This is a genomic window from Streptomyces sp. NPDC005775 (assembly GCF_042871565.1).
In the GTDB taxonomy this organism is placed as follows: domain Bacteria; phylum Actinomycetota; class Actinomycetes; order Streptomycetales; family Streptomycetaceae; genus Streptomyces.
Genome location: NZ_JBIAIU010000005.1, coordinates 306,372 through 320,932, shown reverse-complemented (window position 1 = coordinate 320,932; position 14,561 = coordinate 306,372). Strand labels below are relative to the sequence as shown.

The window sequence follows — 14,561 nt, the reverse complement described above, 5'->3', positions numbered from 1 at the left end:
CGATTGAGGGCAAGGGCCACGGGGGTCCGTTACCCCACCGGGGTGCCGTTGCGGGCGGGTGCCGCGGCGTTCACCGGTACGTCCGCCAGGCCCAGGGACCGCGCGTGGTCCAGGAGTTCGCGGACCTGGTCAGCGCCCACGCCCCCCGCCGCCGGCGCGGCCATCATCCGCATCAGCAGCGCCGACACCGTCAGGTTCTGTACGTCACCCGACGACACCGACCCCAGCACCCGCGTCAGATCGTCCGTGAACGACGACGTGCCGTTCAGCCACGCCCCGCCCAGTGCCTTCGCCGTCTCCGAGTTCTCGACGAAACCGTCGAGGCTCTTGCCCATGGAGATGGACGAGACCAGCCGGTCGAAGAAGAGCGACTCCCCGCCGACGATGTCGATGTCGGCGTTCTCCAGGCCCGTGGCCAGCACCGTCGCCTGCGCCTCGGTGACCTGGCGCTGGACCTCCAGGCCCGCGAGCCGGATCTCCTTCTCGGCCGCCAGCCGCAGCCGGTACTCCTCGTGCCCGCGCGACGCGTCGTCGAGCGCAGCCATCGCTGCCGCCTTGTCCGTGAGCCCCGCCGCCTCCGCCTTCAGCTTCTCGCCGATCATCGCCGCGTCGGCCGTCGCCTGGGCCTGCGTGCCCTCGGCCGCCGCGAGTGCCTTGAGCCGGGAGCCCTCCGCCTCGGCCCGGAGCCGGGCGGACGTCGCCTCGGCCTCGGCCAGGCCCGTCTTCTCGATGACCTCGGCGGCCGCGTCCCGTACCTGTACGTCCGCGAGGCCGAGCGCCGCCGACTCCGCCTGGACCCCTTCGGCCAGCCGCAGCTTCGCCCGCGCGTCCAGGTCCGCGGTCTTCAGCCGGGCCTCCGCGAGCGTCAGCTGCTCGGCCGCCCGGTGGGTGGCCGCGGCCTCGGCGGCCTCCGCCGCCTTGATGTCCTTGACCAGCTGCTCCTGCGCCTCCGCCTCGGCGGCGATGATCACGGACTTGCGGGTGCGCTCGGACTCCTCGACGGAGCGCAGGGTCTTGATGGACTCCTCCTGCTCGGCGACCGTACGGTCCACCGCGATGCGCTCGCGGATCACGTCGGCGACCTCGCGGCGCTCCGCCTCGACCTCCTTCGTCGCGGCGATGCGGTCGAGTTCGGTCTGCCGCTCGCGCCCGATGACCTCGATCAGCCGGTCCTTCTCGATGCGCTCGTTCTCCACGGCGATGACCCGCTCGCGGTTCTTCTGCGCCACCGCGATCTCCCGCGCCTGGTTCTCCCGCTGGATGCCTAGCTGCTCCTCGGTCCGGATGAACGCGGTCTGGGCGCCCAGGCGTTCCTCCTCCTGGACCCGGGCGGTGACGGCCTCCTCACGGGCCCGGAGCGTCTCCACCTCGCGGCGCTGCTTGATCTCGGCCTCGGCCTGCCGGCGTTCCAGCTCCAGGATGGTCTCCCGGGCGTCGACGTCCTGCCGGGTGATCTCCTTCTGCTCGGTGCGCTGGAACTCGTTGGTCCGTACGTGCTCGATCGCCGTCAGTTCGGTGATCTTGCGGATGCCCTGAGCGTCGAGGATGTTGGCGCCGTCCAGCTGCACCATCGGGGTCTGCTCGAGGAAGTCGATCGCCGCGTCGTCGAGGTGGTAGCCGTTCAGATCGGTGCCGATGACCCGGATGATCCGGTCCCGGAACTCCTCGCGCTTGGTGTACAGGTCGACGAAGTCCAGCTGCTTGCCGACGGTCTTGAGCGCCTCGGAGAACTTCGCGGCGAAGAACTCCTGGATGGCCACCTTGTCGCTCGCCCGTTGCGTACCGATGGCCTGGGCGACCTTGATGACGTCCTCGACGGTCTTGTTGACCCGGACGAAGAAGGTGATGTGGATGTCGGCGCGGATGTTGTCCTGACAGATCAGTCCTTCGCGCCCGGTGCGGCGGATCTCGATCGTCTTCACCGAGATGTCCATGGACTCGGCCTTGTGGAGCACCGGCAGGACGACGGCGCCGGTGAAGGTCACGTCGACCTTCTTGGTCTTGGAGATGATCAGGGCTTTGCCCTGCTCCACCTTGCGGAAGAGCCGGGTGACGACCAGGAGCAGGGCGATCGCGATGAGCAGGACCACGGCGACGAGCAGGCCGAGGCCCAAGGAGATGGCTTCCATGACAGTCCTTGGCGGCTGGTGGTGCGGAACAGGAGACGGAGGAGACGTGCGCGCGGGCCCGGGCAGCACGGAGCGGCACGGCGCGAGCCGGTGCGGCGTGTGGTGGGGGTGGCGCGGGCGCGCGCCGGGTCAGGCGGTGCGGCCCGGCGGCGTGCGTCGGTGCGTACGCGGCGGGGCCGGTGGCGGTCCCGGGTCGAGCGCACGGTCGTACGGGGAGACCCAGAAGAACTCGCCCGCGTCGTCGTACGCGTACAGCAGGCCCGTACTTCCCGCCGTGAACGCGGCATCGGCCGGTTCCAGCAGGCGTACCTGCACGATCGCGGTGGAGCCGTCGGCCGCGGCGACCTCGGCCTGGCCGAAGTCCGTACCGACCGAGCCCGTGCGGATCGAGCAGACCCGGCCCACGAAGTCCTGGCGCGATGGAGGAGGCTGGTCGGCGAAGAAGCGCCGGAAGTGGTGCGCCAGCAGCCGCACCACGGCCCAGGCGACCAGCAGCGCGCCGGCGAGGACCCCGCAGGCGAGCGCGGCCCGGGCGGTTCCGGTGGTGTCGCCGCGGTGCAGCAGGACCGAGCCGGTCAGGGCCGTGAACCAGCCGACGGCCACCATCACGGAGACCGAGACGGTGACGGGCACGCCGCCGATCCCGGCGAGATCGGTGTCGAGGTCCGCGTCGAAGGAGTGGTGATCGGCCGCGCCGGCCAGTACGAGCAGCCAGAAGGCGATGACGACGACCAGCGCCGCGGAGAAGAGCATGGCCGGGAAGGAAAGTGCCGCGGTCAAGAACTCCTGCATCGGTCCACCCCCCTGCCTGCCGTGCCGGCAGTCCTGCCGGCGTCTGCGCGGGGCCCGGTGGTGACCCCGCAGCCGCGGCGCCGTCCCAACGGCACCGCGGCAACCGGGCCTTCCCCCGTCCCCCTGCACCCCCGTGTTTCCCCCGTGGTCCCCCGGTCGGTGCTGACAGGATCGTGTCATCCACAGCCGGTCGGCCGCATTGCCGGAATCCGGCAATCTTTCACGGTGCTCGATGCCGGGCACCGGCATGCGCGCGTAGGCGTTGTGTAAATATCAGTGACTCATCAGGAGTGGAGGCGGGCGCGTGGCGGAACCGGTGATTTCCGATAGTTTCCTGGAGGGGTACGCCCAGATCCTGGGCGAGGTCGCCGTCTCCGGCCGTCGGCTCACCCGGGAGGAACTCGACACCCGCCGCGCCCTCGGCAGAGAGGCCGCCGAGGCCGGGCACCAGTTGCGCGCGCTGGTCCGGATGTACCTGGCCGAGACCCGCACCACCTGGCCGGCCGCCGTTCCCGGGGCGACGGCGGCCGCCACCGCCGCATCGACGGAGAGCGTGCTGGCCGCGGTGGAGCAGACGGTCGACGCGTTCGCCGAGGGCTTCGAGCGGGCCCAGCGGCTCACCGTGCGGCGGGAGGAGGCGGCCCGCCGCGAGTTCATCGACGACCTCCTGTACGGGCGCAGCGACCTGGGCCGGCTCGCCGAGCGCGCCACCCGGTTCGGGCTGCGGCTCTCCCGCGCCCACGCCGTCGCGGTGGCGGCGGGCCCGGAGGCGTACACCGAGACCGACGTGGTGCCGCGGCAGGTGGAGTCGGCGCTGCTGGCCCGGTTCGGCGGCCGCAAGATCCTGCTCACGACGAAGGACGGCCGGCTGATCTGCATCGCGCCCGGCAGCCAGCCCGATGTCCTGCGGTACTTCGCCAAGCAGGCGCACGCGGCGACGGACGGCGGCCGGGTGGCGGTCGGCCGTGCCCACCGGGGCCCCGGTGGTGTGGTCCAGTCGTACGACGAGGCGCTGGACGCCCTCGACCTGGCGGACCGGATGGGTCTGGACGACCCCGTGCTGTACGCTGCGGATCTGCTGGTCTACCCCGTGCTGACCCGGGACCGGCAGGCGATGGCCGATCTGGTGCGCAGCGAGCTCGGCCCGCTCCAGCAGGCGCGGGGCGGCGCGGAGCCGCTGCTGAAGACGCTCTCCGTGTACTTCGACGCGGGCTGTGTCGCGGCCGAGACCGCCCGGCGCCTCGCGCTGAGCGTGCGGGCGCTGACGTACCGGCTGGAGCGGATCCATCAGCTGACCGGCTCCGACCCGTCCGACCCGATGCACCGCTACACCCTGCAGACCGCGGTGATCGGTGCCCGGCTGCTGGACTGGCCGGCCAAGGAGATCTGAGCCCCGGGCCTGCCGGGGCGCCAAGGGTTGCGGGAACCCTCCTCCTCGCCCCTCCCGCTGCCGGTTTCCGGCAGCGTCTCCCGTCGGCGGCCCTCCCCACATGCGGGGAAGGCCGCCTCCGCTTAGCGTGATCACTCGGGGGATTCCGGTGTCGTGCGCAGCTAGGGAGATCCGCACCATGGCCCGTCACGCACGTCAGCCAGGGGAACCGGACGAGGACGGACGGCGCGGGAGGACGGCGACCGAACCGGCGTCCCGCGCCGCACCCGGCCAGGAGCGCGGACCCTCCCACCGGTGGTGGGTGCTGGGCGTGATCGGGCTGGCCCAGCTGATGGTGGTCCTCGACGCGACGATCGTGAACATCGCGCTGCCCTCCGCCCAGCAGGACCTCGGCTTCACCGACGGGAACCGGCAGTGGATCGTGACGGCGTACGCCCTCGCCTTCGGCTCGCTGCTGCTGCTCGGCGGGCGCATCGCCGACCTGGTGGGCCGCCGGGTGGTGTTCCTGACCGGTCTGGTCGGCTTCGCGGTCGCCTCGGCCATCGGCGGCGCCGCCCCGAGCTTCGAGATCCTGGTGCTGGCCCGTGCCCTGCAGGGCATGTTCGGCGCGCTCCTCGCCCCGGCGGCGCTGTCGCTCCTCACCACGACGTTCACCGTGCCCAAGGAGCGGGCCAAGGCGTTCGGGATCTACGGCGCCATCGCCGGGGCGGGCGGTGCGGTGGGCCTGCTGCTCGGCGGGGTGCTCACCGAGTACCTGAACTGGCGCTGGTGCCTGTACGTGAACCTGCTCTTCGCGTTCGTCGCGTTCGTCGGCGGCCTGCGCCTGCTCACCGCCGGCGCGCCGGTGAACCGCCCGAAGCTCGACATCCCGGGAACCGTGCTGGTCTCCGCCGGACTCTTCTGCATCGTGTTCGGGTTCTCCAACGCCGAGACACATCCCTGGAGCTCGGTGCAGACCTGGGGCTTCCTGCTGGCGGGTGCGGTGCTCCTCGCCGCCTTCGCGTGGTGGCAGACCCGGGCGGAGCACCCGCTGCTGCCGATGCGGGTGGTGCTGGACCGGGACCGCGGGGCGTCGTTCCTCGCGATGTTCATCTCCGGCGCCGGCATGTTCGGCGTGTTCCTGTTCCTCACGTACTACCTGCAGAAGAGCCTGTTCTACTCACCGGTCTCCACAGGTCTGGCCTTCCTGCCGATGGTCGCCGTGATGATCGTGACGTCCGTGACGACGACGAACGTCCTGGTGCCGCGGTTCGGGGCCAAGCCCATCGTGCCGCTCGGCATGGGCATCGCGGCCGCCGCCATGATGTGGCTGACCGCCCTGAACCTGAACAGCAGCTACCTCGCCCATGTCCTGCCGCCACTGCTCTGCCTGGGTCTCGGGCTGGGCATGGTCTTCGCCACGGCGATGAACCTGGCCACCGCCGGGGTGGGGGCACGGGACGCCGGTGTGGCCTCGGCGATGGTGAACACCAGCCAGCAGGTCGGCGGTTCCATCGGCACGGCGCTGCTCAACACCCTGGCCACCAGCGCGGCCACCAACTACCTGGTGGGCCGCAAACCGACCCCGGCCGCCGTCGCCCAGGCCCAGCTGGAGAGCTACGCCACCGCGTACTGGTGGTCGGCCGGCTTCTTCGCCGTCGGCCTGCTGGTCACGGTGATCCTCTACCGCCGGGGCGCACCCCACCCCCACCTGGTGGAGGAGACCGAAGCGGCGCGGGCCTGACTGCCCCCGGGAGGCCCGGGGGCAGTCAGCGACCGCTCCGGGCGGGCCCGGCGCTCTCCACCAGCCGGACGAACGGGATCGACTCGCCGACCCGCCGGTAGTCCTCCACCCCGCCGTCGACCGTGAACCCCATGAACGCGCTGAGCCGGCGGGCGGTCCGGGGGTGGCGGGGCGCGTACCGCGCCATCAGCGCGCCACCCTCCTCGGCCGGCAGGGCGTGCGCCGTCACGGCGTGGAACCTGCGCCCGACCTGCACGGTGGCGTGCGGCGTACGGAGCAGATTGCGGTACCAGTCGGCGCCGGGGCCGAAGCCGGAGGCGACCGTCCAGCTCCGCGGCCCGTCGCCGGTCGCGGCCTCGACGACCTCGATCACCGTTCGCCGGGGGACGCCCGAGGTGCGCCCGGTGTGGACGAGGAGGAGCAGACGCCCCCGGAACACGGGTCCGAGCCCCGCGCGGAACATATGGATGGGCAGCCGGGCGGCGGCGCGCCGCAGTCCGGTCGGCAGTGCCGGGCGGTGCGGTTCGGTCGGAGGTGCGGGTTCAAACGTCACTGTGCAAACGTTGCACAGTCCAAAGGTGAGTGTCATGTACTTGTGCCAGGGATTCGGTGACGGTTCGACACCGTTTCTGCCCCGGTGCCCCCCGCATCGACGGGGGAAGCCCGTCCGGAGGCGGCTACTGTCGCGGCCATGGTCGAACACGATGCCCTCACGGTGACCCGCGAGGCCTACGACGCCGCCGCCCTCACCTATGCCGAGCTGTTCGGCGACGAGCTGCGCGAGCGGCCGCTGGACCGCGCGATGCTGGGCGCCTTCGCCGAGCTCGTCCGCGCCAACGGGCCGGACCGGGTCGCGGATCTGGGATGCGGACCCGGGCACATCACCGCCCATCTGGCCACGCTGGGGCTCACCGCGTTCGGCCTCGACGCGTCCGGCGCCATGATCGAGTCGGCCCGCCGGGCCCATCCGGCCCTGCGGTTCGAGACGGGCTCCATGGGCGCGCTGGACCTCGCCGACGGGACGCTGGGCGGCGTCCTCTCCCGGTGGTCCGTCATCCACACGCCGCCGCCGGAGCTCCCCGCGATCCTGGCGGAGTTCCACCGCGTGCTGGCGCCCGGCGGGCACCTCCTGATCGGGTTCTCCGCCAGTGAGGACGCCTCGCACCCGACGCAGGTCTTCGACCACGCGGTCGCGCCGGCCTATCGGTGGTGGCCCGACCACCTGGCCACGCTGCTGCGCACGGCCGGGCTGGCCGAGGTGGCCCGGATGGTGCGCGAGCCCCAGCCGGCCGACCGGCGGCAGTTCCGGGAGATCCATCTGCTCGCCCGCAAGGGCTGAGGGCCCGCGCCCCGGGCGCCGGGGCACGTGCCGGGTTCGAGTACGGCCGTCGCGCACGGTACAAAGAGGCATGGCCGCGCACGAACAGTCCGCCGAGGAACGACCGCCCGCCCCGGGCAGGGACGACGTCGACGCGGTGACGCGCGCGGTGCTGACGGCCTCGCGGCTGCTGGTGGCGGTGTCCGCCCGTTCGCTGGCGACGGTCGAGGACCGGGTGACGCTGCCCCAGTTCCGGCTCCTCGTGGTGCTCGCCACGCACGGGGACGCCAAGCTGGTCTCGCTCGCCGAGCGGCTCGGCGTGAACCCGTCGACCGCGATGCGCATGGTGGACCGGCTGATCGCGGCCGGTCTCGCGGAACGGCAGGTCAACCCGGCCAACCGCCGGGAGACCTCGCTGCGGGTGACCCCCGAGGGGTTCCGGCTGGTGGAGGACGTCACGTCCGCCCGCCGCCGGGAGATCGCCGCCATCGTCGAGCGCCTCGCGCCGGAGCAGTGCGCCGCGCTGATCGATGCGCTGACCGCGTTCACCGCGGCGGGCGGCGAACCGGCCGTGCCCGGGGGCGGCGCGGACGCCTACCCCCTGGGGTGGGCGCCGGACCTCACCGCCCCCCACGACGGCTGACGGCACCAGGGGCGCCGGTCAGTCCGCGGACGTGGCCAGCTCCTCCCGCGGGGCCGCCGCCGGCGGTGCGACGGGGGCTGCGCCGGGCGTGCCGGCCGGCCCGTCGTCCTTGCCGCGCCACTTGCGGATCAGCTCGACCGCCGGCTGGGTCCACCGTGCGGTGAGCGGGCCGACGATGACGAGGATCAGGACGTACGCGGTGGCTATGGGCCCGATCCGGGGCTCGGTCGCCACGGCCAGACCGGCGATGACGATGGAGAACTCGCCGCGGGCGACGAGCGTGCCGCCCGCCCGCCAGCGTCCGCGCGATCCGATGCCGGCCCGCCGGGCCGCGTACCAGCCGGTGGCGATCTTGGTGAAGACGGTGACGACGGCCAGCAGCGCGGCCGGCAGCAGCACCGGCGGGATCTCCGCGGGATCGGTGGAGAGCCCGAAGAACACGAAGAACACGGCGGCGAACAGGTCCCGCAACGGGGTCAGCAGCTTGCGCGCGCCCTCCGCGACCTCACCGGAGAGCGCGATGCCGACGAGGAAGGCGCCGACGGCCGCCGACACCTGCAACTGCTGGGCCACACCGGCGACCAGGACGGTCAGCCCGAGCACGACGAGCAGCAGCATCTCCGGATTGTCGGAGGACACGGCACGGCTGATGAGGCGGCCGTGGCGCAGTGCGAGGTAGAGCACGAACCCGACGGTGCCGAGCGCGATGAGCAGCGCGATGCTGCCCCCGGCGAAACCGACGCCCGCGAGCATCGCGGTGAGCAGCGGCAGATAGACGGCCATCGACAGGTCCTCGATGACCAGCACCCCGAGGATGACGGGTGTCTCCCGGTTGCCGAGCCGGCCCAGGTCCGCGAGGACCTTGGCGATCACCCCCGACGAGGAGATCCAGGTGACCCCGGCCAGGGCCACGGCCCCCACCGGGCCCCAGCCGAGCAGCAGGGCCGCGACGGCGCCCGGGGTCGCGTTGAGCACGAAGTCCACGGCGCCGGACGGGTACTGGGTCTTGAGACTGGTGACGAGTTCGGAGGCGCTGTATTCGAGGCCCAGCAGGAGCAGCAGCAGGATGACGCCGATCTCGGCGCCCACGGCGGTGAACTCCTCGCTGGCTCCCAGCGGCAGCAGCCCGCCCTCGCCGAAGGCGAGCCCGGCCAGCAGGTACAGCGGGATGGGGGAGAGGCCCACGCGGCCGGCGAACCGCCCGATGATGCCCAGTCCCAGGATGACGGAGCCGAGCTCCACCAGCAGTGCGGTCGTGTCGTGCACGGTCAGCCCTCCGCAATGATCTCGGAGAGCGTGTCGACGCCCTCCCTCGTACCGACGGCGACGAGCGTGTCCCCGATGGCGAGCCGGAAGTCCGGCCCGGGTGACGGATGCGCGCTGTGGGTCCGCAGCACCGCCACGATGGAGGCCCCGGTGCGGGTCCGCGCCCGGGTGTCCCCGAGCAGCCGGCCGCCGTACGGGGAACGCGTCCCGAGCGGGATGTGCTCGGTGACGAGGTCGATGCCCTCGGTCCGCACGGCGTCGATCGGCGCCGCGTCGATGAGGTGGGCGAGCCCGGTGGCCTCCTGTGGAGTCAGGGGCACGGAGAGTTTGCAGGAATCGGGATCGTCCTGGTCGTAGAAGCCGATGAACCGGCGCCCGTCGTGGTGGACGACGACGGAGATGTGCTGACCCGACTCGGTGGTGTAGTCGTACTGCACGCCGACTCCGGGCAGCGTGGTGCGGTGGGTTCCCATGACTTCCTCCCGAGGAGCGCGGTGTGCGTCTCTGCCGTACTTGGTCATCTCTTTAGCTCCGCATTACCCTATCCGGAGGCTCCCGCCGCCTTCGGGCCGGTGCTCCGGGGCCCGGACGCACGCGTGCCCGGCCGGTGCGCAACCGGCCGGGCACGCGGTGGTTCGGGCGTCGGTGACTCAGTCGCTGATCTCGATCTTCCCGTTCGTCGCGGCGGCGGTGTCCTGCTGGGCCGGCACCTCCGGCTTGGCGTTCGCGCCCTTGAGGTTGCGCAGCAGCGCGGCGAGGTCGACCCCCGTGGTGGAGCTGAGCAGCTCCATGCCCTGCGCCACGTTGTCCGTGACCGTGCGCGACAGCCGGCTGGCGCCGTCCGTCGAGATCACGGTCATCTTGTCGATCGCGCTCAGCGGCTCGGACGCCTTGGCGACGACCTGCGGGAGCACCTCGACGAGCATCTGGAGGACGGCCGCGTCGCCGTACCGCGCGAAGGCGTCCGCCTTCTTCTGCATGGCCTCGGCCTCGGCGGAACCGCGGGCGGCGATGGCGGCGGCCTCGGCCTCACCCTCGATGCGCACGGCGTCGGCGAGCGCCGAGCGGTGCAGCTTCTCGCCCTGACCGGTCAGACGTGAGCGCTCGGCGTCCGCCTCGGCCTCCTTGACCTGGGCGATGCGGCGGGCCTCCGCCTCCTGCTCGGCCTGGTAGCGGGCGGCGTCGGCGGGCTTGCGGACCCGGGTGTCGAGCTCGCGGTCCGTCAGGGCCGCCTGACGCTGGGCCACCTTCTCCTGCTCGGTGAGGACCTCCTGCTGACGCGCGGCCTCGGCGAGCGGACCGGCGGCGGCGGCCATCGCGGCCGCGGCCTCCGTCTCGGCCTTGATCTCGGCCTGCTTCAGGTAGAACGTCCGCTCGGCGATGGCGATCTCCTCGGCCGCCTTCAGCCGGGCCTGCTCCGAGGCGCGCCGGGCGATCGCCTCGGCGATGTCCGCCTCCTGCTTGGCACGGGCGGCCTCGGGGCGGCCGAGGTCCTCCAGGTAGGAGCCCTCGGTGGTGATGTCCTGGATCTGGAAGGCGTCCAGGATCAGGCCCTGCCCGGACAGGCTCGCCTCGGCCTCCTCCGCCACCTGGCCGGCGAACGCGGCCCGGTCGCGGATGATGTCCTCGACCGACATCCGGCCGACGATGGCGCGCAGCGCACCGGAGAGCACTTCCTGGGTGAAGCCGACGATGCCGTCCTGCTGCTGGAGGAAGCGCTGCGCGGCGGCGCGGATGGCGTCCTCGCTGCCGCCGACCTTGACGATCGCGACGCCTTCGAGGTGGGACTTGACCCCGCGCAGGGTGACGGCGCCGCGCACGGCGACGGGGATGTGCCGGCTGGAGAGGTCCAGGGTGAACTTCTGCTGCACGAACGGCACGACGAAGACGCCGCCGCCCACGACGACCTTCTGGCCGCTGTTGTCGATGCTGGAGCGCCCGGTCACCGGGTCCACGGACTTCTTGCCGCGGCGGCCGGTGATGATGAACGCCTGGCTCGGGCCCGCGACCTTGTAGCGGGTGATGACGGCGAGGGCGAGCAGGAAGAGGAGTACGACGACTCCGACGATGGCGATCAGGACTGGACTCATAAGGATGTCCCCCTCTGCCTCCCGACGGGGACGGCAGTTGTGTGGCGAGCGGTGGCGTGCCGGTGGCGGGCCGGCTCAGCGTTCGACGGGGCGGACCGAGACCGAGGTGGTCGAGAGGGTGGCCTCGACCCAGATCTCGGTGCCGCGTGCCACAGGTGCCGAACTCTTCGCCGAGAGCTTCACCAGCTGGCCCCCGAGCCGCACCAGCACCTCCCCGTAGCCCTGGGCCGGAATGGCCGTGACCACGGACCCCGGCGTACCGACGAGGTCCTCGTCCCGTGGCGTGGCATGGGTCTGATCGCGCATCAGGGCCCGGCTGAACTTCCAGGTCAGCCAGGCCGCGACCAGCCCGGCGAGCACTCCGGCGGCGGTGGCGGCGATCGTGCCGACACCGGTCGTGCCGAGCACGATGGCGCCGCCGAACCCGAGCATCGAGACGAAACCGGCGATCACCGGGAGGGAGAGCAGACCGCTGAAGAGACCGTCCAGCACGCCCCCGAAGAGCCCTTCGAGGATCCCGTCGAAGATCATTGAGAGCGCGAGAAGTACGACTCCCGCAATTCCGAGACCGAGAAACAAGGTCACGTGATCACCCCTCCCCGGCTGCGGAATCCCCCGAACATTTCCGTCGAACTGGCTGGATGGTCCCATACATCCCCGACCGCCGACACTGCCGTATCCCGGCAGTGTTCTAGCTGTTGCCGATGCCGGACAGGTGCTCCGCCAGTGTGTTCAGTGACTGGAAGGTGGCACCGAGCAGCGCCACGTGCTTCCAGCGGAGTACGCCGTCCGCGTCGATCAGGAACACCGACCGCCGCACCCCGATCCCGGGTGCGGCGACCCCGAACGCACGGGCCGCCGTGCGGCCCGGGTCCGCCAGCAGCGGCATGCGCAGTCCATGGCCGCGGGCGAACGCCTCGTGGCTGTCCACGTCCTGGGGGCTGATGCCCCAGACCTCCGCATCGAGCCCTTCGAAGGTCTCCATGCCCGAGGAGTACGAGCAGAGTTGCTTGGTGCACACGGCCGTGTTGTCGCCCGGGTAGAACGCGAGGACGACGGCCCGGCCGCGCGCGGCGGAGAGCGTGTAGTCGCGGCGCTCGAAGGTGTCCTCGGCCAGGACGCCTCCGGCGAGCGTGAAGTCCTCTACCTGTCGGCCGATTCGGAGTGACGATGCCATGGGGTGCCTCTCGGTGTGCGGCGCCGCGTGATGGTGCGGACCGTGCTCCGTACAGCATGCTCGGTACGGACCCGATCGCCGCACCCGGAGGTACACATGACGCAACCACGCCCGCCGGCGGCCGCGGTGCTCCTGCTGCACGGCGGCCGGGAGACCGGTCTGGGCGGGCCGCCGCCCGGCCCGCTCAACCTGCCCTCGGTGCGGATGCGGCCGTTCGCGCGCGGTCTGCGGGGCGCGCTGCCCGGGGACGTGCTGGTGCGTGCCGTCCGGTACGGGCACCGGGGCTGGAACGGCGACCGCGCGGACCCGGTGCACGACGCCGTGCGCGCCCTGGACGAGTTGGGGAGTACGGCGGGGGAGGTCCCGGTCGTGCTGCTCGGGCACTCGATGGGCGGCCGCGCAGCCCTGGCCGCCGCCGGGCACCCGCTGGTCCGGGGCGTCGTCGGTCTCGCCCCGTGGTGCCCGGGGGGCGACCCGGTCGAGCAGCTGGAGGGGCGGGACGTCGTCCTGGTGCACGGCACCCGCGACCGCGTCACGAACCCGGCGGACTCCCGCGCGCTCACCCGGCGGGCCAGGAAGGACGGCGCCCGGACCTGTCTGGTCACCGTGGAAGGCGGGGACCACGCGATGCTCCGACGCGCGGCGGCCTGGCACCGGCTGACGACCTCTCTGGTGGCCGGCCTGCTGGACCGTGCGCCGCTTCCGGGGCCGGTGGCCGAGGCGCTGCGGCTGCCGCCGGGTGCCACGGCCGACGAGGGGACGGTGGACCTGGACCGGCTGCTGGTGCCGTGTCAGTCACGGTCTGCCCGGTAAGGAGCGGCGTCCGGCTCGGTCAGGAACAGGCCGAGCACCAGGGCGAGGACGGGCACCGCGCACAGGATGGTGAACACGCCCTGCGGCCCGTACGCCTGGGCGGCGGCGCCGAGCGCGGGCGCGATCAGGCCGCCGACGCTGACGGCCAGCCCGAGCGTGACACCCGCCGCGGTGCCGGGGCGGCTCGGCAGGTAGTCCTGCCCGAGCTTGACCAGGACGGCGAAGGGGATGTTCAGCGCGAGGCCCGACAGGACCGCGAACAGCAGGGGGAGGACCGTGCCCGGGGTCAGCCGCAGCGCGATCAGGGCGGGTACGACCAGGAGGCCGCCCAGCTGGACCGTACGGACCATGCCGATCCGGTCGGCGATCCGGCCGCCGAGCAGTGTGCCGGCCACCCCGCCGGCGAGGAAGCAGGTGAGCGCGACTCCCGCCGGGCCCCTGCCGGAGTGCAGATGGCGGATCCAGAACAGTTCGATGAACGTGACCGCGCCGAAGAACGTCGCCGACCGCACCACGGCGACGCCGGTGAGCACGAGGAACGGCCGCCACCGGTCCTGACCCGTCCCCGCCGCCCTGCCGGAGGTGCTCACGGCGGGGCGGTGCCGGAGCAGGACGAACGCCATCAGGACGGCCGGCGGGATGAAGAGGGCCGTCGCGCCGACCCCCAGCGCGACGAGCGCCGGGGTCGCCAGCACCGGCGCGAGGAAGAATCCCACGCTGCCGCCCGCCGCGAAGAAGCTCATCGCGGACGCGCTGTCCCCGGCCGCCTCCCGCGCCGCCTTGCCGGCTGCCGGGTGGAACATCGCCACGCCCAGGCCGGACAGCAGGATCAGCAGCCAGACGGCGGGGTAAGGCTCGACCGGACCGGACAGGCCCAGGCCGATCCCCGCGACGGCCAGCCCGGCCGGAGCCAGCCGGCCCAGCCGGTAGCGGTCCACGGCGACGCCGATGAAGGGCTGCGGGACGGAACTGCCCAGCGCCGCCGCGAGGGTGAGCCCCGACGCGGCGACATAGCTGTACCCGCGGTCGAGCACGAAGTACGGGACACAGGCGGGGACGAGGCCCTGGTACAGGTCGTCCACGGCGTGCGCGACGGCCCACATCCGCATCCGGCGCCAGGCGGGAACGGGCGGCGGCACGGGCAGGGATGAGGTGTCGGCGGGCGGGGTCGGGCGGGCCGTTGGACCGGTCATGAACGCGGCTCCTTGCTGAGGTCCCTC

General features: G+C 72.5%; 14 protein-coding genes. 5 read left to right on the top strand and 9 right to left on the bottom strand.

What is annotated here, in order from left to right:
* Nucleotides 1–29: 29 nt before the first annotated feature.
* Together ACFYPA_RS14960 and ACFYPA_RS14955 are read right to left on the bottom strand one after the other, a co-directional pair.
* Entirely contained in the window at nt 30–2,129 is a 2,100-nt protein-coding gene (locus ACFYPA_RS14960; RefSeq protein WP_359351216.1) for a flotillin family protein, read from the bottom strand.
* Between the two features lie 129 nt (nt 2,130–2,258).
* Nucleotides 2,259–2,921 carry a hypothetical protein gene (locus ACFYPA_RS14955; RefSeq protein ID WP_359080999.1) on the bottom strand — a complete coding sequence of 221 codons (663 nt, stop codon included), beginning with the start codon at nt 2,919–2,921 and terminating at the stop codon, nt 2,259–2,261.
* Between the two features lie 304 nt (nt 2,922–3,225).
* Here ACFYPA_RS14955 and ACFYPA_RS14950 point away from each other — a divergent pair, with 304 nt between their 5' ends.
* A complete protein-coding gene (locus ACFYPA_RS14950; RefSeq protein WP_359312753.1) occupies nt 3,226–4,311 on the top strand; it encodes a helix-turn-helix domain-containing protein in 1,086 nt (361 codons plus the stop codon).
* A gap of 178 nt (nt 4,312–4,489) precedes the next feature.
* A complete protein-coding gene (locus tag ACFYPA_RS14945) occupies nt 4,490–6,034 on the top strand; it encodes an MFS transporter (RefSeq protein WP_389132038.1) in 1,545 nt (514 codons plus the stop codon).
* Nucleotides 6,035–6,059: 25 nt separating this feature from the next.
* Here ACFYPA_RS14945 and ACFYPA_RS14940 read toward each other — a convergent pair whose 3' ends face one another.
* Complete coding sequence (locus ACFYPA_RS14940) at nt 6,060–6,497, bottom strand: nitroreductase family deazaflavin-dependent oxidoreductase (RefSeq protein ID WP_359081102.1); 438 nt, start codon at nt 6,495–6,497, stop codon at nt 6,060–6,062.
* A 228-nt stretch (nt 6,498–6,725) separates the two neighbouring features.
* Here ACFYPA_RS14940 and ACFYPA_RS14935 point away from each other — a divergent pair, with 228 nt between their 5' ends.
* A complete protein-coding gene (locus ACFYPA_RS14935) occupies nt 6,726–7,373 on the top strand; it encodes a class I SAM-dependent methyltransferase (RefSeq protein ID WP_359080993.1) in 648 nt (215 codons plus the stop codon).
* A gap of 70 nt (nt 7,374–7,443) precedes the next feature.
* Entirely contained in the window at nt 7,444–7,995 is a 552-nt protein-coding gene (locus tag ACFYPA_RS14930; protein WP_359080991.1) for a MarR family transcriptional regulator, read from the top strand.
* An 18-nt stretch (nt 7,996–8,013) separates the two neighbouring features.
* On the opposite strand, the gene ACFYPA_RS14925 is transcribed toward ACFYPA_RS14930, so the two are convergent.
* From ACFYPA_RS14925 to ACFYPA_RS14905, 5 genes are all read right to left on the bottom strand, one after another.
* Nucleotides 8,014–9,261 (bottom strand): cation:proton antiporter, encoded by a 1,248-nt coding sequence (locus tag ACFYPA_RS14925; RefSeq protein ID WP_389132035.1) that lies wholly within the window; start codon nt 9,259–9,261, stop codon nt 8,014–8,016.
* Nucleotides 9,262–9,263: 2 nt separating this feature from the next.
* Complete coding sequence (locus tag ACFYPA_RS14920) at nt 9,264–9,734, bottom strand: TrkA C-terminal domain-containing protein (RefSeq protein ID WP_326737269.1); 471 nt, start codon at nt 9,732–9,734, stop codon at nt 9,264–9,266.
* A 177-nt stretch (nt 9,735–9,911) separates the two neighbouring features.
* Nucleotides 9,912–11,351 carry an SPFH domain-containing protein gene (locus tag ACFYPA_RS14915; protein WP_359080986.1) on the bottom strand — a complete coding sequence of 480 codons (1,440 nt, stop codon included), beginning with the start codon at nt 11,349–11,351 and terminating at the stop codon, nt 9,912–9,914.
* Nucleotides 11,352–11,426: 75 nt separating this feature from the next.
* Nucleotides 11,427–11,936 (bottom strand): NfeD family protein, encoded by a 510-nt coding sequence (locus ACFYPA_RS14910; RefSeq protein ID WP_359351222.1) that lies wholly within the window; start codon nt 11,934–11,936, stop codon nt 11,427–11,429.
* A gap of 106 nt (nt 11,937–12,042) precedes the next feature.
* The gene (locus tag ACFYPA_RS14905; RefSeq protein WP_389132030.1) at nt 12,043–12,528 is read right to left on the bottom strand and encodes a peroxiredoxin; all 486 of its coding nucleotides are present in this window, start codon (nt 12,526–12,528) and stop codon (nt 12,043–12,045) included.
* Nucleotides 12,529–12,624: 96 nt separating this feature from the next.
* Between ACFYPA_RS14905 and ACFYPA_RS14900 the strand changes: the two genes are divergently transcribed.
* On the top strand, nt 12,625–13,341 hold the full coding sequence (locus ACFYPA_RS14900; RefSeq protein ID WP_359351228.1) for an alpha/beta family hydrolase: 717 nt from the start codon (nt 12,625–12,627) through the stop codon (nt 13,339–13,341).
* On the opposite strand, the gene ACFYPA_RS14895 is transcribed toward ACFYPA_RS14900, so the two are convergent.
* Complete coding sequence (locus tag ACFYPA_RS14895) at nt 13,320–14,534, bottom strand: MFS transporter (RefSeq protein ID WP_389132028.1); 1,215 nt, start codon at nt 14,532–14,534, stop codon at nt 13,320–13,322. The two genes, ACFYPA_RS14900 and ACFYPA_RS14895, sit on opposite strands and share 22 nt — an antisense overlap.
* Nucleotides 14,535–14,561: the final 27 nt, after the last annotated feature.